The 17,185-nt window shown below is 67.4% G+C and carries 13 protein-coding genes; 5 read left to right on the top strand and 8 right to left on the bottom strand.

The genetic code is table 11. The features are described 5' to 3' along the window. Positions 1 to 5: 5 nt before the first annotated feature. The 8 genes from pilB to uraH all read right to left on the bottom strand — a co-directional run bounded on the left by pilB (position 6) and on the right by uraH (position 9,730). Positions 6 to 1,733: a type IV-A pilus assembly ATPase PilB gene (gene pilB, locus AC3XQU_RS12895; RefSeq protein WP_489874556.1), complete on the bottom strand. Its 1,728-nt coding sequence runs from the start codon at positions 1,731 to 1,733 to the stop codon at positions 6 to 8. Between the two features lie 192 nt (positions 1,734 to 1,925). Further along, complete coding sequence (locus AC3XQU_RS12890; protein ID WP_489874555.1) at positions 1,926 to 3,224, bottom strand: HlyC/CorC family transporter; 1,299 nt, start codon at positions 3,222 to 3,224, stop codon at positions 1,926 to 1,928. Between the two features lie 192 nt (positions 3,225 to 3,416). Beyond that, entirely contained in the window at positions 3,417 to 4,979 is a 1,563-nt protein-coding gene (locus tag AC3XQU_RS12885; protein WP_489874554.1) for a methyl-accepting chemotaxis protein, read from the bottom strand. 72 nt (positions 4,980 to 5,051) lie between these two features. Next, on the bottom strand, positions 5,052 to 5,459 hold the full coding sequence (locus AC3XQU_RS12880) for a hypothetical protein (protein WP_489874553.1): 408 nt from the start codon (positions 5,457 to 5,459) through the stop codon (positions 5,052 to 5,054). Positions 5,460 to 5,468: 9 nt separating this feature from the next. Then, positions 5,469 to 6,725, bottom strand: coding sequence for a porin (locus tag AC3XQU_RS12875; protein ID WP_489874552.1), 1,257 nt, complete (start codon positions 6,723 to 6,725; stop codon positions 5,469 to 5,471). A 205-nt stretch (positions 6,726 to 6,930) separates the two neighbouring features. Next, positions 6,931 to 7,488, bottom strand: coding sequence for a ClpP family protease (locus AC3XQU_RS12870; RefSeq protein ID WP_489874551.1), 558 nt, complete (start codon positions 7,486 to 7,488; stop codon positions 6,931 to 6,933). 36 nt (positions 7,489 to 7,524) lie between these two features. Continuing rightward, positions 7,525 to 9,366 carry a DUF4153 domain-containing protein gene (locus tag AC3XQU_RS12865; RefSeq protein WP_489874550.1) on the bottom strand — a complete coding sequence of 614 codons (1,842 nt, stop codon included), beginning with the start codon at positions 9,364 to 9,366 and terminating at the stop codon, positions 7,525 to 7,527. Between the two features lie 10 nt (positions 9,367 to 9,376). Next, positions 9,377 to 9,730 (bottom strand): hydroxyisourate hydrolase, encoded by a 354-nt coding sequence (gene uraH / locus AC3XQU_RS12860; protein ID WP_489874549.1) that lies wholly within the window; start codon positions 9,728 to 9,730, stop codon positions 9,377 to 9,379. Between the two features lie 105 nt (positions 9,731 to 9,835). Here uraH and puuE point away from each other — a divergent pair, with 105 nt between their 5' ends. The 5 genes from puuE (at position 9,836) to guaD (ending at position 17,050) form a co-directional block, all read left to right on the top strand. After that, positions 9,836 to 10,789 carry an allantoinase PuuE gene (puuE, locus tag AC3XQU_RS12855; RefSeq protein WP_489874548.1) on the top strand — a complete coding sequence of 318 codons (954 nt, stop codon included), beginning with the start codon at positions 9,836 to 9,838 and terminating at the stop codon, positions 10,787 to 10,789. Positions 10,790 to 10,928: 139 nt separating this feature from the next. Next, the gene (xdhA, locus tag AC3XQU_RS12850; RefSeq protein WP_489874547.1) at positions 10,929 to 12,395 is read left to right on the top strand and encodes a xanthine dehydrogenase small subunit; all 1,467 of its coding nucleotides are present in this window, start codon (positions 10,929 to 10,931) and stop codon (positions 12,393 to 12,395) included. Positions 12,396 to 12,408: 13 nt separating this feature from the next. After that, positions 12,409 to 14,742, top strand: a complete 2,334-nt coding sequence (gene xdhB / locus AC3XQU_RS12845; RefSeq protein WP_489874546.1) for a xanthine dehydrogenase molybdopterin binding subunit — start codon at positions 12,409 to 12,411, stop codon at positions 14,740 to 14,742. Further along, positions 14,742 to 15,740 carry a xanthine dehydrogenase accessory protein XdhC gene (xdhC, locus tag AC3XQU_RS12840; protein WP_489874545.1) on the top strand — a complete coding sequence of 333 codons (999 nt, stop codon included), beginning with the start codon at positions 14,742 to 14,744 and terminating at the stop codon, positions 15,738 to 15,740. Before xdhB ends, xdhC begins: the two co-directional genes overlap by 1 nt. Then, positions 15,740 to 17,050 carry a guanine deaminase gene (guaD, locus tag AC3XQU_RS12835; RefSeq protein WP_489874544.1) on the top strand — a complete coding sequence of 437 codons (1,311 nt, stop codon included), beginning with the start codon at positions 15,740 to 15,742 and terminating at the stop codon, positions 17,048 to 17,050. Before xdhC ends, guaD begins: the two co-directional genes overlap by 1 nt. Positions 17,051 to 17,185: the final 135 nt, after the last annotated feature.

The following is a 17,185-nucleotide window of genomic DNA, read 5'->3' as shown; positions in this document are numbered from 1 at the left end:
TTTGCCTATTCGTTGGTGCAGCCGAGCACTTCTTCGAGGCTGGTCAGCCCCTGTTTGACTTTCATCAGGCCCGAGCGGCGCAGCGAGTTCACGCCTTCCTTCTCGGCCTGTTCGGCGATCTGCATGGAGTTGCCGTGCGCCAGGATCAGCGACTCGATCGCCGGGGTGATCGGCATGATCTGGTAGATGCCCACGCGGCCCTTGTAGCCGGAGCCCAGGCAGCGGTCGCAGCCCGCCGGGCCGTAGGGCTTCCAGCTGCCGTCCAGGTCGGCCTCGCGGTAGCCGGCGGCGACCAGCGCCTCGCGCGGCGTCTCGAGCGGCTGCTTGCAGGTGCACAGGCGGCGCGCCAGGCGCTGCGCCGTGATCAGGATGACGGACGAGGCGATGTTGAAGGGCGCCACGCCCATGTTCATCAGGCGCGTCAGGGTCGAGGGCGCGTCGTTCGTGTGCAGGGTCGAGAACACCATGTGGCCGGTCTGGGCGGCCTTGATCGCGATGTCGGCGGTTTCCAGGTCGCGGATCTCGCCGACCATGATGATGTCGGGATCCTGGCGCAGGAAGGATTTCAGCGCGACCGGAAAGGTGAGGCCGGCCTTGTCGTTGACGTTGACCTGGTTCACGCCGGGCAGGTTGATCTCGGCCGGGTCTTCCGCGGTCGAGATGTTGATGCCCGGCTTGTTCAGCACGTTCAGGCAGGTGTACAGCGACACCGTCTTGCCCGAGCCGGTCGGGCCGGTCACCAGCACCATGCCGTAGGGGCGCGAGATGGCGTCCAGCAGCAGGGCCTTCTGGTCCGGGTCGTAGCCGAGCGCGTCGATGCCCATCTGGGCCTGGGTGGCGTCCAGGATACGCATGACGGTCTTTTCGCCGAACAGGGTCGGCAGGGTCGACACGCGCAGGTCGATGGTGCGGGTCGGGCCCATGACCAGGCGCATGCGGCCGTCCTGCGGCACGCGCTTTTCCGAGATGTCGAGCTTGGCCAGCACCTTGATGCGCGAGACCAGCTTTTCGCGGATCGACAGCGGCGGCGAGGCATGGTCGCGCAGCACGCCATCGACGCGCATGCGGATCCGGTAGTATTTTTCGTAGGGCTCGAAGTGGATGTCCGAGGCGCCCATCTGCACCGCGTCCATCAGGATCTTGTTCAGGAAGCGCACGATCGGCGCGTCCTCGACCTCGTTGGTGGCGTCCGGCGGCGCCAGCGCCTGCGCTTCCTCTTCGGCGAACTCGATTTCCGCTTCTTCGCCGGCCAGCTCGTTCAGGCTCTGCTCGGCGCTCTTGGCCAGGCCGGCCAGCAGCTTGAGCAGGACGTCGTGGGCCACGATCACCGGTTCTACCGAGGCTTCGCTCTGGAACTTGATCTGGTCCAGGGCCTGGGTATTGGTCGGGTCGGACAGCGCCACCGACATCTTGTTGCCGCGCTTGGCCAGCGCGATGACGCGCTGGGCCTGCATCAGCTTGGCGTCGATGGCGGTGAGGGGGAAGGCTTCCGGCGCGAAGCTCGACAGGTCGAGCAGGGGGTAGCCGAAGGTCTCGGCGCAGAAGGCGGCCAGGGCGCCCGCGTCGATGATGGCGCTCTCGAGCAGGGCGTCGATGAAGGCCGTCTTGTCGGCCGCCGCCTTCTTTTGCAGCGCGTCGGCCTGCCCCACGCTCAGCCGGCTGGCCTGGACCAGCGCGCGCGCCAGTCCGGACAGTTGCGTGCCGGTCGTCGTGTTGGGGAGGACTGCTGCCATATGCGCCGTGTGAAGGAGGGCCGGAAAAGGGGAAACAATGCGGGAAGGATTGTTTGGATGATGCCTACAGGCATCAATTTTGTAAAGGATTTGTACCCTTGTAGATGCGTGCGCGCCACGCCGGCGCACCGGCAGCGCCGCGTTCATGGTGCACCCGACAAGCCTTGTGGTTGGGCCGACAAGGATTATGGTTCAGGCGACAAGGGAAGGTCTTGACGGCGCCGGACGCATCAGCTTGACCAGGCGGATGGCCTGGTTCTCGACCTGCACCACCTCGATGACACAATCGGCCAGCCTCAGGGCGATCGGCGCGTCGGGGATTTCCTGCAGCACTTCCAGCAGCAGGCCGTTGACGGTGCGCGGGCCGTCCAGCGGCAGGTCCAGGCCGAGCTGCTTGTTGATGTCGCGCAGCGGGGTGCTGCCGGCGATCAGGCATTCGCCATGCGCATCCCAGCTCGCCGCGTCGCACACTTCGCCTTGCGTCTGCGGCGTGGTGAAGTTGCCGACCATTTCCTCGATGATGTCGTCGAGCGTGACCAGCCCCTGCACCTCGCTGTATTCGTCGACGATGATGCCCAGCCGCTCGTGCGCTTCCTGGAAATGCTGGAGCTGGTCGAGGGCGCGCGTGTCCTCGGGGATGAAATAGGGCGGCGCCAGCAGGGCGCGCAAGTGGGCCGTACCCAGCTCGCCCGGCTCGCGCAGCAGCCCGAGCGCCTTGCGCACGTGCAGGATGCCGGCGATGCGGTTGATCTCGCCCTCGAACACGGGCAGCGCGTTGTGGGAGCTGGTCGCCAGCGTGGCGAGGATGGTGTCGATCGGGTCATGCAGGTCGATCGCTTCGATCTGGCTGCGCGGGGTCATGATGTCGTCGACCTTGACCGATTCCAGGTCGAACAGGTTGAGCAGGATGCTGCGGTGCTTCTGCGGGATGAAGCTGCCGCCCTCGAGCACCACCGAGCGCAGTTCCTCGCGCGACAGGCGCTGGCGCGCGGCGTCCGGCGCGGTCGAAATGCGCAGCAGCTGCAAGAGGCCGCGCACGAACAGGTTGACGAAGGAAATCAAGGGACGCCCCAGGCGCATCAAGGCCTTGAGCGGCAGGCTGGTGGCCACCGCGATCGGTTCCGGGTAGGTGGCGCCGATCACCTTGGGCGCGACTTCGGCAAACACGATCAGCAGGAAGGCCACGGCCGCCGCGGCCCCGGTGATCACGCTTTCCTCGGCGCCGAACAGGCGGATCGCGACCACCGTGAGCAGGGCGGCGCACATGGCGTTGAGCAGGACGTTCGCGATCAGCACCAGGGACAGGAAGCGGTCGGTGCGGTCGAGCAGCCAGAGGGAAGTGATGGCGCCGCGGTTGCCGCGGCCGGCCAGGTGGCGCAGTCGGTATTTATTGGCGGCCATCAGGGCCGTTTCCGTCATCGCGAAGAAGGCGGAAAACAGGATCAGCAGCGCGAGTGCCAGCACGAGCACCCACAAAGGGACGGTATCCAAGGGTCACCGTGAAGGAGCTTGCGGGGTATTGAGTTTAAGGCAAGCTGGGGTGGGGGGCAAGCGGGGGGGGTGAAGCAGGTGGTGCAAGGATGCGCCAGGGGTAGTCGGGCAAGATGGGGTCCCGGCCTTCGCCGGGACCCAGGTTCGTAGCAAGCCGCCAACGCCCGCGGTAGCCGCTACGATGAGAACAACTTAACGCAGCGCCAGGCGCTTGCCCGCGGCATCGCCCACCGGCGCACCCGCTTCCAGCTTGAACACCGACAGCGCCCCGGTCAGCTGGGTGGTCTGCTCGGTGAGCGACTCCGCCGCCGCCGACGCTTCTTCGACCAGCGCCGAATTCTGCTGGGTCATCTCGTCGATGCTGCCGATGGCGCGGCCGATTTCGTCGATGCCGGCGCTCTGGCGGGCGCCGGCGGCGCTGATTTCCATCATGATCGCCTGCACCTTGCGCACCGATTCCACGATCTGGCCCATGGTGACGCCGGCTTCGTCCACCAGCACGCTGCCGGCCGAGACCTTGGCCACCGAGTCGCCGATCAGGCCCTTGATTTCCTTGGCCGCCGCCGCCGAGCGCTGCGCCAGGTTGCGCACTTCGCCTGCAACGACCGCGAAACCGCGGCCCTGTTCGCCGGCGCGCGCCGCTTCCACGGCCGCATTGAGCGCCAGGATGTTGGTCTGGAAGGCGATGCCGTCGATGACCGAGATGATCTCGACGATCTTGTTGGCCGAGCTGTTGATGTCGCCCATGGTGGTGACCACGCCGCCCACCACCTGGCCGCCGCGGGTGGCGATATCGGTCGCGGTTTCCACCAGTGCGTTGGCCTGGTTGGCGGCGCTGGCGTTCTCGCGCACGGCGCCGGTCAGTTCTTCCATCGAACGGCTGGTGCGGTCCAGGCTCGCGGCCTGCGATTCGGTGCGCTGCGCCAGGTCGGCATTGCCGCTGGCGATTTCGGCGCTGGCCAGCGCGATGGTGTCGGCCGAGGCCTTGATCTCCGCGACCAGGGTCGCCAGGCGGCCGCGCATGTCCTTCAGCGCCACCAGCAGGCTGCTGTCGTCGCCGGCTTCGATGCGGATCTCGGTCGACAGGTCGCCGGAGGCCACTGCGCGTGCGATCTCGCGCGCATAGGCCGGCTCGCCGCCGAGCTGGGCCCAGATGGTGCGCACCACGAACCACGAGATCACGGCCAGGCAGGCGATCACCACCAGGGCGGTGAGCAGCATCGACATCATGACCTTGTTCACGCTGTTCTTGCTGTCCTCGATGCCGGTGGCGAACTGGCGCTGGGCCGCTTCGTTGACCTTGGCCAGGTCGGTGTTGAGCACCGCCAGCGAGGACTGCATCTTGCCGACGACCGCCTGCGGGTCGCCTTGCTCCATCTCGAGCATGATGCGCGCGGCCGACAGGGCCGGGGCGTAGTAGGCGTCGAATTCCTTGCCCAGGCGGGTGCCGGTCTCGAGCTGGCCCGGGATGGCCTTGAATTTGTCCAGTTTTGCGCGCAGCTTGCCAGCCTGCTCGCCGACCTGGCCGATCTTTTCCTTGTCGCCCTCGGCGACGGCGTCACGGAAGCCGTCGGCCACGGCCGCGACGTCCAGGGTCAGCGCCTTGGCGGCGTCCAGGACCGGGTAGTCGACGCTGGCGGTCGTGGTGATCGAACGGAGTGCGCCGTTCGCGATCATCGCGCTCGCGCCGGCACCCAGGCCGAAAATAATGGCGGAAATGACGGGCAGTGCCCAGATCCTGCGCTTGATGCTCATGGTTGTCTCCAGAATGCAGAAACCGCCGCGGGTGGTCATACCGGCGGCGGGTGATGCTGACGGTTGATCCGTTTATGGTGCGGTGTAGACGACTTTGACGGTCGCGTCGACTGCGCTCTTCTCGATGTAGCCGATGGCCTTCGGGTTGGCGGCGACGGCAGCCTTGACGGCGGCGTTGTCGGCGACTTCCTTCGGCATCGTGGCCTTGCCGGTGAACACCAGCTTGGACCACAGGGCCTTGGCCTGGGCCGCGTCCTTGTCCGCGACCTTCTTGTAGAACTCGGCGCGGACCGGGGCGGAGTCGGCCTGGTCGACCGGCGTCATCGACGACGACTTACCCAGGAAGAACTGGGCGACCTGCTCCTTGGTCATCGACGATTCGGCGGCCTTCGGGCTGACCACGACCACTACTTCGGCCAGGGCCGGCGCGGCGGAGCCCAGGGTAGCGGCTGCGAACAGTGCTGCAATAATCTTGTTCATGGTCGCTCCTTAGAAGACGAAATCGAGGGCGACGGCGCCGACGGTCACGGTGTCGTTGAAGCCGGGCTGCGCATTGATGAACAGGCCGTTGCCGTTCTTCGGCTTGATGCGGTCGACCTGGGCTTTCAGTGCGACCGAGCTGGCGAAGTCCCAGCGCACGCCGATCGTGTTGGTCGACTGCTCGCCCTGTCCCACGCCGGTGTTCGGCAGGCGGCGCACGCCGGCGCCGAGCGCCTGCATGGTCGGGGTGCAGGCGGCCGGGAAGCCGGCCGGGCAGGCGGCGCGCACGGTGTTGACGATGGCGCTGTCGACCTTCAGGTTGCTGTGGGTGACGTATGGCAGGAATTTGCCGATGCGGTAGCCGCCCATCACGTACCAGGCGCTGGTGTCGTTGATATAGGTCTCGGACTTGCGCTTGGCGAATTCGGTCTGGACGACGATGTTATTCCAGTCCATCGACAGGCCTAGCGAGCTGAAGCGCGCGCGCTTTTCCTTGGCTTCGATCTCGGCAGCCAGCGGAGCCAGTTCCGGGAAGCGGTAGCCGGCGGCGGCGGCGCGCAGGCCACCGACCAGGGTGTTGAGCGAGACCGAGTCGTCGATCGTGATCTTGCCGGTGGCGTGGCCGGCGCGGACGGTGAACGGGCCGTGTTCGGCGCTCACGTTGACGGCGGCCAGCTCCTTGCCCTGGGCGTGGATGTTGCCCGAGATCGGCGACTTCACGCGGCCATAGGCCAGCTGCGAGGTCACGGTGGTGTCGCCGAAGCTGTGCTGCCAGGTGACGTCGGCGCCGTCGATGCTGTTGAACGGCACCTGCGAATACACTTCCGCCGGTGGGCGCAGCATGTTGTTGGCGTAGCCGACGTTGCGGTAGTCCGAGATCATGAAGACCGGCAGGCCGACGCGGCCGACGCGCACGCTGATCTCGTCCGAGATGCGGGCCTTGGCAAATGCCCAGCTCAGTTCGGCGCCGTAGTTCTCTTCGGCGTCCTTGCGCACCAGGCCCTGGGCGGTCAGCGACAGCCAGCTGTTGACCGGCATGTCGGCCTGCAGGCCGAGGTTCGAATCGATACCGGTGCGGAAGTCTTTCGACGAGCCTTCGGCCTGGTTCGGACGTGCGAACTCGGCCTTGTCGGTATCGGCATAGGTCAGGGCGCCGGTACCGAAGCCGCTGATCTTGACGGATGGGAAGCCAGCGCTTTCCTGCGCGAAGCTCGTGGAAGCTGCCAGCGGAAACGCCAGCAGGGTAGCAATCAAACGTTTTTTCATGATGATTCTTGTTGCGCTCAATGTTGCATACAGCTGCTTGGGAAAGGCGGTGCGGCCAAAGCAGCGAGCAGGCAGCACCGTGAAACACTGGAAATCATTCTATCCAGTGGGCAATTTTTCCCGCAACATATTGATGAGAATCAGTGAGAATTTCTGTAGGATTAGTACTACACTGTTGTTAGATTGAAACAGTGCATTGTCAGAATTAATTCCACCAATGACAAGTCGTGCCGGCGGCCGGGAGCCGGGCCTGCACGGCCTCGTGGATAAGGCCGGCCTTGACGGCTTCGTCGGCGTCGAAGATGCGCGCGTTGCCAAACAGGTTGGCGTGGATGTCGGTGGGGGTGCCGGCCTCGGTGGTGGCGTCGAGCACGGCCTTGGCATAACGTTCGGCGTCGAAGTCGAGGCAGTCGCGCCATTCGGACACGCGGGCGTGGTCGGCCGCGGCCAGGCTGCCGAAGCCCCAGTGCAGCGGGTGGATCAGGAAGCGGGTGCCGGGGCAGGCATAGCGTTTTCGCCCGGCCAGGAAGATCACCACGGCGACTGACTCGACGCTGCCGATGTTGTGGGTGGTGAGCGGCACCGGGAGCGATTTCAGGAAGAAATAGAGCGCGAAGCCGGCCGTCATGTTGCCGCCTTCGCTGGACATGTGGAGTTCGATCTCGGTGGCGCCATTTTGCAGCGCCTGCAGGCACAGGTTGCGTACCGTGCTGGCGGAACTATGGTTGATGGGCCCGATGAAATGAACGATGTGCAATGCCATGTGCTCTCCCGATGCTGAAGGCCAGCATAGCAAGATTCACGGTGGTGCAGCGTCCGGCTGGACCGGCGCCGGCGGGGAAGCGGCGCCTTTCCCCGGCGCGCATTGAAACGGCCGGACCTGCTGCATCTCGAGCGGGAACCGCTGGCCGGCGATCTCGAGCTCGCTCCAGGCCGCCGGTGCGGCCTGAAACCTGCCCTCGCGCAGGGCCTGCAGCAGGGGTGGGCAGCTCGTCAGGGTGGGCGGGAGCGAGCCGACCACGCGCCATGCGCCGCCGGCTTCCTGCAACACTGCGGTGTCATGGGTCCGGGCCTCGCCCACCAGCACGACTTCCGGCGCGGTACTGCCGCCCAGGTCGAGCAGGAAGGCGTCGCACACGGCGCCGGCCCGGCGCAGGCATTCCGGCAATTCGCCCGCGCCTGCGCTCCAGTCCATCGTCATGAAGCTCTGCGGCAGCCGCGCGCCCTGCGGCCAGACACGCAAGCTGTCGGCCAGCACCGGCGGATCCTGCAGCCGCCTGTCCCAGCGCCGGTAGGTTTGCTTGCGCACTGCGGCGATGCGGGCGCGCAGGATGGCGGCCTGGGGCAGGGCGGCGTCGGCCTCGAGCCGCGCCAGGGCCGCGCGCCCGTAGCGGCCGGCGTCGAAATGCAGGTAGTCGACGTCGAGCTGCGCGGCCGTCACCTTGCCGGCCGCCAGCCGGGCCAGCTGGTTGTTGGTCGACAGGCGGTCCGGGTCGCCCAGCGGCGAGAACAGCAGCGCCAGCACGCCCAGCACGACAAAGGCGGCCGCGATGTTGACGCCGGCCAGCCCGGCCAGCCAGCCCCGGCGCCATGCCGCGGCCGCGTAGCCGCCGGCATAGCAGCCGGCCACCAGCAGGCAGGCGGCGGCGATCACCCGGTCGTCGGTCCAGCCATGCTCGCCGACCCGCACGGCCAGGGCGTAGACGGCAAGCGCCACCACCGGCACCAGCAGCAGGGCGGCGATGCGCGCCGCCAGCGCGACCGGGCGCGCGACTGCTACCTGGCCGTTTTGCCACGCCGCATTAATCAGCACCACGAAGGCCGCGGCCGCGCCCAGCAGCACGGCCGCGGCGCGGCGCGTGGCCCACAGCGGTTCCAGCCCGGTGAACAGCAGGCTGGCCAGGAAGCCGCCGACCAGCAGCGTGAGCACCGGGAGGAGCCAGGACAGCAGCACCAGCAGCAGGTTGCGGATGCCGCGCACGATGGCCGGGCGCACGTCGGTCAGGTGCATGGCGCAGGCGAAGGCGAAGGTGGTGACGGGAATGGCGAACCAGGATTGGCCGATCGCGCGGCGCAGGAAGTCGAGTTCGACCAGCAGGAACAGCTGGGCGCCGAGGTGCAGCACCAGCCAGGTGACGCCCACGAACAGGCCGCTGAACGCCAGCTGCACGCCCAGCTTCCAGGCGGTCTCGAAATACGCGTCGTAGCTGGCGACGCGGCGCCCTTCCTGCGCCCCGGACAGCACCAGCGCATGGGCGATGAAGAAGCCGGCCGCAAGGAACACGCACAGCTGGGACGAAGGCTCGGCGGCCCGCGGCGCCGCCTGGGGCAAGCCGGCGCCTGTCATGCGCCAGGCGTCGTAGAAGGCAAACGCGGCGACCAGGACCGCGGCGCCCGCGACCCACGGCAGCAGGCGGCGCCGCGCCAGCTGGCCAAGGCTGCTGATCGCGATCACCGGGACCATCACCGCTACCATCAGCAGGGGCAGGAAGAGCAGGGGTTCGGTCGCCGGCCAGGCCATGCCGGTCCCGGCGCGGTAGAGCAGGTAGACCAGCAGGCCCTGGACCAGGCCGATGGCGATGCGGGTGGAGGCGATGCCGGGCATCCCGGTCATCTCGAAATCGCTGGCGGACGACTGCACGGACAGCTGCCTAGCTTCCGCGATACGTGGAGTAGGACCAGGGCGTAACCACCAGCGGCACGTGATAGTTCTGGCTGCTGTCGAAGACGCCGAAGGCGATGGCGATGCGGTCGAGGAAACGCGGCGCCGGCAGATCGACCCCCTGGGCCGCGAAATAGTCGCCCGCATGGAAGACCAGTTCGTATTCGCCCACCCGCAGGGCCTCGCCTTCGAGCAGCGGGGCGCCGCAGCGGCCGTCGGCATTGGTCAGCTCGGTCTTGAGCAGGCTGCGCAGGCCCTGGTGGATGGCGAACAGCTCCACCTTGACGCCGGCGCCGGGCCGGCCGTGGGCGGTGTCGAGGACGTGGGTGGAAAGTTTGCCCATGCTGCTCCCATATTGGATGGATGAGTTGAAGTATGCGGCTAATCATATACCCTTGTGCTTCCTGCAATATATGATCGCCGATATACCTGCCTCTTGATGGATCCCATGGACACCTATTCGAACTATCCGCGCGACCTGGCCGGCTACGGCCGCAATCCGCCCCATGCCCAATGGCCGGGCCAGGCCAGGATCGCCCTGCAGTTCGTTCTCAACTACGAGGAGGGCGGCGAGAATTCCGTGCTGCACGGCGATCCGGCCTCGGAAACCTTCCTGTCCGAGATCATCGGTGCGCAAGCTTTCCCGATGCGCCACATGAGCATGGAGTCGCTCTACGAATACGGTTCGCGCGCCGGGCTGTGGCGGATCCTGCGCCTGTTCGAGGAGCGCGGCCTGCCGCTGACGGTGTTCGCGGTGGCGATGGCGCTCAAGCGCCATCCGGAGGCCGCCAGCGCCTTCCGCGAGCTTGGCCACGAGATCGCCTGCCACGGGCTGCGCTGGATTTCGTACCAGAACATGGACGAGGAGACCGAGCGCGCCCACATGCGCGAAGCGGTGCAGATCATGCGCGAGCTCACCGGCGAAGCGCCGCTGGGCTGGTACACCGGGCGCGATTCGCCCAATACCCGCAGGCTGGTGGTCGAGCACGGCGGCTTTGCCTATGATGCCGACCACTATGGCGACGACCTGCCGTTCTGGCAGCGCGTGGCGGTCCGCGGCCCGGCAGGCGAGGAGCGGGTCGCGCCGCACCTGGTGGTGCCGTACACGCTGGACACCAACGACATGCGCTTTGCCGCCATGCAGGGCTTCAATTCCGGCACCCAGTTCTTCGATTACCTGAAAGATGCCTTCGATGTGCTGTATGCCGAGGGCGACCCGAACGGCCTGGACCGGCCGAAGATGCTGTCGATCGGCCTGCATTGCCGCATCGTGGGGCGGCCGGCGCGGGCGGCGGCGCTGGCGCGCTTCCTCGATTACGTGCAGCGCCACAACCATGTGTGGATCACGCGGCGCATCGATATCGCCAATCATTGGAAAAGCGTCCATCCTTTCCTAGAATGAAGCTGCGAGCCCTTTCATAAGATATGCTTATATATTGATAAGCAATATATGCAAAATCTTATACTTGCCGGTGCCGCGGGTGGTAGCCTTCCGCCCTTGGTGAGTAGCCCCAGTACCCGATAACGAGACGAGACCCACGATGCAAGAGCCGATCCGATTTTTCTACCGTGGGGCCGTCCAGGAAGTGCGGGACGTTTCGCCGACCCAGACCATCCTGCAGCACCTGCGGGAAGACCTGCATTGCACCGGCACCAAGGAAGGCTGCGCCGAGGGCGATTGCGGCGCCTGCACGGTCGTGATCGGTTCGATGGAAAGCGGTACGCTCCAGCTCAAGGCGGTCAATTCCTGCATCCAGTTCACGCCCACGCTCGACGGCAAGGCCTTGTTTACCGTGGAAGACCTGCAACAGCAGGACGGCAGGCTGCATCCGGTGCAGCAGGCCCTGGTCGAATGCCATGGCTCGCAATGCGGTTTCTGCACCCCGGGTTTCGCCATGTCGCTGTGGGGCATGTACCTGAAACAGGAAGGGCGCCAGCCTTCGCGCTGCCAGATCGACGACGCGCTGTCGGGCAACCTGTGCCGCTGCACCGGCTACCGCCCGATCATCGACGCCGCCCGCCGCATGGTCGAGCTGCCGCCCGCGGCCTTCGACCGCGCAGCGCTGGCCGAGCGCCTGCAGGCCTTGCAGCGCGCGCACGGCTTCCATTACGAGGCAAGGGGCGGGCGCTTCCACGCCCCGCGCACGCTCGATGAACTCGTCCAGTTACGCGCCGCACACCCCACCGCATTGCTGCTGGCCGGGTCGACCGACGTCGGCCTCTGGGTCACCAAGCACATGCGCGAGCTGAACGACATCATCTACCTGGGCCAGGTCGAGGCGCTGAAAACCATCGCCGAAGCGGACGGCTCGCTGGAGATCGGCGCGGGCGCGACCCTGGACGATGCGTATGCGGCGGTGTGCCGCCACTATCCGAGCGAGCTGGGCGAGATGTGGCAGCGCTTTGCTTCGCTGCCGATCCGCCAGGCCGGCACCCTGGGCGGCAATGTCGCCAACGGCTCGCCGATCGGCGATTCGATGCCCTGGCTGATCGCGCTGGGCTCCCAGGTGGTGCTGCGCGGCGCCGCCGGCGAACGCACGCTGGCGCTGGAAGATTTCTACCTCGGCTATCAGCAGAAAGACCTGCGCGCCGACGAATTCGTGCAGGCGGTGCGCATTCCGCTGCCGCAGGCAGGCAGGCGGTTCCGCACCTATAAACTGGCCAAGCGCTTCGACCAGGACATCTCGGCCGTGTGCGCGGCCTTTGCGGTGACGCTCGACGGCGACACCGTGCGCGAAGCGCGCATCGCGTTCGGGGGCATGGCGGCCACGCCCAGGCGCGCGCCACACGCCGAAGCGGCGCTGGCCGGCCAGCGCTGGACCGAAGACGCCGTGCGCGCAGCGATGGAAGCCATGGCCCAGGATTACGCGCCGCTGAGCGACATGCGCGCCTCCAGCAGCTACCGCATGCAAGCCGCGCAGAACCTGCTGCGCCGCTTCTGGCTGGAGACGCGGATCGACGATCCGCTGCCGGCCACCGCCGTCAATGCCTTCGCCGCCGGCGCCTGAGAGGAGAACGACCATGAACGACGCAGGCGCACCACAGCTCTCGACCGCGGCGTGGAACGAAGTGGGCCGCGCGCGGCCGCATGAATCGGCCGTGCTGCACGTGCTCGGCCAGGCCACCTATACCGACGACATCCCGGAAATCGCCGGCACGCTGCACGCCGCGCTCGGCCTGTCCAGCCGCGCCCATGCGCGCATCACGGCCATCGACCTCGAACCGGTCCGCGCCAGCCGCGGCGTGGTGGCCGTGCTGCTGGCCCAGGACATCCCGGGCACCAACGATTGCGGCCCGATCATCCACGACGACCCGATCCTGGCCGATGGGCTGGTGCAGTATGTCGGCCAGCCGGTGTTCATCGTGGTGGCCGACAGCCACGACAACGCGCGCCGCGCGGCCAGACTGGCAAGGATCGACTACGACGACCTGCCGGCCATCCTGACCCCGCAGGCCGCGCGCGCCGCCCAATCCTGGGTGCTGCCGCCGATGCGCCTGGCGCGCGGCGACGCCGAAACTGCCTTTGCCCGGGCCCCTTACCGGGCCAAGGGCGAGCTCTACGTCGGCGGCCAGGAACAGTTCTACCTGGAGGGGCAGATCGCCTATGCGATTCCCGGCGAAGACCGCGGCATGCACGTCTACTGCTCGACCCAGCACCCGAGCGAGATGCAGCACGTGGTCGCGCACGCGCTCGGCCTGCATTCGCACCACGTGGTGGTCGAATGCCGCCGCATGGGCGGGGGCTTCGGCGGCAAGGAATCGCAGTCGGCGCTGTGGGCATCAAGCGCCGCGATTGCGGCGGCGCGCCTGCGCCGCCCGGTCAAGCTGCGCGCCGACCGCGACGACGACATGCTGGTCACCGGCAAGCGCCACTGCTTCCATTACGAATACGAAGTCGGCTACGACCGCGAAGGACGCATCGTCGCGGCCAAGGTCGACATGGTCACGCGCGCCGGCTATTCGGCGGATCTGTCGGGCCCGGTGGCCACGCGCGCGGTCTGCCACTTCGACAATACCTATTACTTGTCCGACGTCGAGATCCGCGCCGCCTGCGGCAAGACCAATACCCAGTCGAACACCGCCTTCAGGGGCTTCGGCGGGCCGCAGGGCGCGATCGCCATCGAATACGTGATCGACGAGATCGCGCGCAACCTGGGGCGCGACCCGCTCGACATCCGGCGCCTGAATTTCTACGGCCGCACGGACCGCAACGTCACGCCCTACGGCCAGGTCATCGTCGACAACGTCATCCACGAGCTGGTGGCCGAGCTGGAAGAAACGAGCAGCTACCGCGCGCGCCGCGCCGCCATTGCCGAATACAACTGCACCAGTCCCGTGCTGAAGAAGGGCCTGGCGATCACGCCCGTGAAGTTCGGCATCGCCTTCAACGTCACCCACCTGAACCAGGCCGGCGCGCTGGTGCACGTCTACGTGGACGGCTCGATCCTGGTCAACCACGGCGGCACCGAGATGGGGCAGGGCATCAACACCAAGGTGATGCAGGTGGTCGCGCACGAGCTGGGCGTGGACCTGGCGCGGGTGCGCGCCACCGCCACCAATACGAGCAAGGTGTCCAACACCTCGGCCACTGCGGCATCGACCGGCGCGGACCTGAACGGCAAGGCCGCGCAGGACGCCGCGCGCACCATCCGCGACCGCCTGGCTGCGTTCGCGGCCGGGGAATATGGCGGTGAGGCCCTCGAGGTGCGCTTCGCGGCCGATACCGTGCTCGTGGGGGGACGCGAAGTCCCCTTCGGCGAGCTGGTGGCCAAGGCCTACCTGGCGCGGGTGCAGCTGTGGTCCGACGGCTTCTACGCCACTCCCGGCCTGCACTGGGACCCGAAGACCATGAACGGCCACCCCTTCTCCTACTATGCCTACGGCGCGGCGGTGTCGGAAGTGGTGGTGGACACGCTGACCGGCGAATGGAAGCTGCTGCGCGCCGACGCCTTGTACGACGCCGGCAATTCGCTCAATCCGGCCATCGACATCGGCCAGGTCGAAGGCGCCTTCATCCAGGGCATGGGCTGGCTCACCACCGAGGAGTTATGGTGGAACCCGACCGGCAAGTTGATGACGCATGCGCCCTCGACCTACAAGATCCCGGGCATTTCGGACTGTCCGGAAGACTTCCGCGTGCAGTTGTTCAAGAACCGCAACGCCGAGGACAGCATCCACCGCTCCAAGGCCGTGGGCGAGCCGCCGCTGCTGCTGCCGTTCTCGGTCTTCTTCGCCATCCGCGACGCGATCTCCGCCGTGGGCGGGCACACCGTCAACCCGCCCTTGAATGCGCCGGCCACCTGCGAGGAAATCCTCAAGGCGGTGGCGGCCGTCGAAGCGGCCCGGGACGCGTGATGATCGAGGGATTGAACGCTGCGCCCCGGGCGCCGGCCGTGCTGGTTACGGTCGCCCGCGTCGAAGGCTCCGTGCCGCGCGAGCCGGGCGCACGCATGCTGGTGCAGGCCGACCGCTTCCACGGCACCATCGGCGGCGGCCACCTGGAGCACCGCGCGCTGGAGATCGCGCGTGCGATGCTGCAAACCGGCGGCGCCGCGCAGGTCGAGCGTTTTCCGCTGGGCCCGAGCCTGGGCCAATGCTGCGGCGGCGTCGCCTGGCTAGCCTTCGAGCCGGCCGATCCGGCGCAGTTGGCGCTGCTCGATGCGCGCCGCAACGACGATACCTGGCGCCTCGTGGCGCTGGGCGGCGAACCCCGCTGGGCCCTGGTCGATGCGGCCGGACGGCTTCTTGCAGGCGAAGCCGGGCCTGCGTTCGAGCGCGGCCGCGGCACCCATGTGATGGAGGAGGGCGGGCGACGCTGGCTGGTCGACGCGGTCCTCGCGCCGCGCGCGCACCTGATGCTGTTCGGCGCCGGGCATGTGGGCGCGGCCATCGTGCGGGCGCTGGCCGACTTGCCCTGCCGCGTGACCTGGGTCGACGAGCGCGACGACCTGTTTCCGTCCACGGTCCCGGCCAACGTGACGCTGGAAGCGACCGACACGCCCGAAGCGCTTGTTGAAAAAGCGCCACAGGGCACCAGCTTCCTGGTCATGACGCACAGCCATGCCCTTGACCTGCGCCTGTCGCACGCGATACTGTGCCGGCCTCTCGTGGGCCGCCCCGGCCCGGATTGGTTCGGCCTGATCGGGTCCGAGACCAAGCGCCGCCAGTTCGAGCACCGCCTGCGCGAGCGCGGGGTCGAGGCCGACCGCCTCGAGGCCATGGCCTGCCCCATCGGCTTGCCCGGCATCAAGGGCAAGGCCCCGGCCGTGATCGCGGCCTCCGTGGCGGCGCAGCTGCTGGCCATCTGGGAAGCAGCCGCCCGCCAACCTGACGTTTCTTCGGAAGTAAATTGATGTCCACCGTACCAAACAAGGTGCAAGCCTACCGCGCGAGCTTGCTGCATTTCCGCGCCGATCCGGCCTTCGATCCCGACGCCCACGCCTGGCACGAGGACGGCCTGCTAGTTGTCGAAGACGGCCGCGTCAAGGCCGCGGGCGACTACGCGAAGCTGGCCTGCACGCTGCCCGACGGCGTGACCCTGGTCGATCATCGCGGCAAGCTGATTACCCCCGGTTTCATCGACACCCACCTGCATTTCCCGCAGACCGACATGATCGCCTCTCCGGCGCCCGGCCTGCTGCCCTGGCTGGACACCTACACCTTCCCGACCGAGCGCCGCTTCGGCGAGAGCGACCATGCGCGCGAGACCGCCGAGTTCTTCCTGGACGAGCTGCTGCGCTGCGGAACCACCACCGCGGTGGTCTACTGCACCGTGCACCGCGAGTCGGTCGACACCTTCTTCGAGGCCAGCGCAGCGCGCAACCTGCGCATGGTGGCCGGCAAGGTGCTGATGGACCGCCACTGCCCGGACTTCCTGCGCGACGTCGAGGGCGGCGTGGGCGACAGCGCCGACCTGATCGAGAAGTGGCACAAGCGCGGCCGCGCGCTGTATGCGATCACCCCGCGCTTCGCGCCGACGTCCACCGACGCCCAGCTGCGCGCCACCGGCGAGCTGGCCGCGGCCTATCCGGACACCTTCATCCAGACCCACGTTTCGGAAAACCAGGACGAATGCAAGTGGGTGGGCGAGCTGCACCCGCAGGCGCGCAGCTACCTGGACGTGTACGAGCGCTTCGGGCTGATGCGCCCGCGCGCGCTGTTCGGCCACTGCATCTGGTTGGATAACGAAGACTTCGCGCGCATGACGGCCACCGGCTCGGCCGCGGCGGTGTGCCCGACCTCCAACCTGTTCCTGGGCAGCGGCCTGTTCGACTTCGACCGCGCCGACCGCGCCCGGACGCTCCTGTCGCTGGGCACGGATGTGGGCGCCGGCACCTCGTTCTCGATGCTGCAGACCATGAACGAAGCCTACAAGGTGGCGCGCCTGAAGGGCAGCTACCTGCCGGCCCTGCGCATGTTCTACCTGGCCACCCTGGGCGCGGCGCGCGCCATGGAGCTGGAAGGCACGATCGGCAGCTTCGCGCCGGGCGCGGAAGCGGACTTCATCGTGCTCGACCCGGCCTCGACGCCGCTGCTGGCGCGCCGGACCAGGAACCTGGCCTCGCTGGAGGAGCTGGTGTTTGCGCTGGCGCTGCTGGGGGATGACCGGGCGGTGCAGGCGACGTATTCGATGGGTACACTGGTTCATAGCCGCGACGCGTGAACATTGCTGACTCGTAGGGTGGGCAGGAAAACCTGCCCACCCTACGATGCGCGACTACGCTGGCACGACCATTGGCCATATTGCCAACCCTAACTCAACCGTATAGAGTTGCGCGGTCACCGCGAGCCCCTGGCT

Source organism: Telluria sp. AZSoR62 (assembly GCF_058111565.1).
The sequence above is the reverse complement of the archived record's forward strand: the minus strand, read 5'-3'. Positions and strand labels throughout refer to the sequence as shown.

What these genes read in the sequence shown, in the direction of transcription:
- pilB (WP_489874556.1), bottom strand. Translation starts at nt 1,733, where the DNA reads ATGGCAGCAGTCCTCCCCAACACGACGACCGGCACGCAACTGTCCGGA.
- AC3XQU_RS12885 (WP_489874554.1), bottom strand. Translation starts at nt 4,979, where the DNA reads ATGAGCATCAAGCGCAGGATCTGGGCACTGCCCGTCATTTCCGCCATT.
- AC3XQU_RS12880 (WP_489874553.1), bottom strand. Translation starts at nt 5,459, where the DNA reads ATGAACAAGATTATTGCAGCACTGTTCGCAGCCGCTACCCTGGGCTCC.
- AC3XQU_RS12875 (WP_489874552.1), bottom strand. Translation starts at nt 6,725, where the DNA reads ATGAAAAAACGTTTGATTGCTACCCTGCTGGCGTTTCCGCTGGCAGCT.
- AC3XQU_RS12870 (WP_489874551.1), bottom strand. Translation starts at nt 7,488, where the DNA reads ATGGCATTGCACATCGTTCATTTCATCGGGCCCATCAACCATAGTTCC.
- uraH (WP_489874549.1), bottom strand. Translation starts at nt 9,730, where the DNA reads ATGGGCAAACTTTCCACCCACGTCCTCGACACCGCCCACGGCCGGCCC.
- puuE (WP_489874548.1), top strand. Translation starts at nt 9,836, where the DNA reads ATGGACACCTATTCGAACTATCCGCGCGACCTGGCCGGCTACGGCCGC.
- xdhA (WP_489874547.1), top strand. Translation starts at nt 10,929, where the DNA reads ATGCAAGAGCCGATCCGATTTTTCTACCGTGGGGCCGTCCAGGAAGTG.
- xdhB (WP_489874546.1), top strand. Translation starts at nt 12,409, where the DNA reads ATGAACGACGCAGGCGCACCACAGCTCTCGACCGCGGCGTGGAACGAA.
- xdhC (WP_489874545.1), top strand. Translation starts at nt 14,742, where the DNA reads ATGATCGAGGGATTGAACGCTGCGCCCCGGGCGCCGGCCGTGCTGGTT.
- guaD (WP_489874544.1), top strand. Translation starts at nt 15,740, where the DNA reads ATGTCCACCGTACCAAACAAGGTGCAAGCCTACCGCGCGAGCTTGCTG.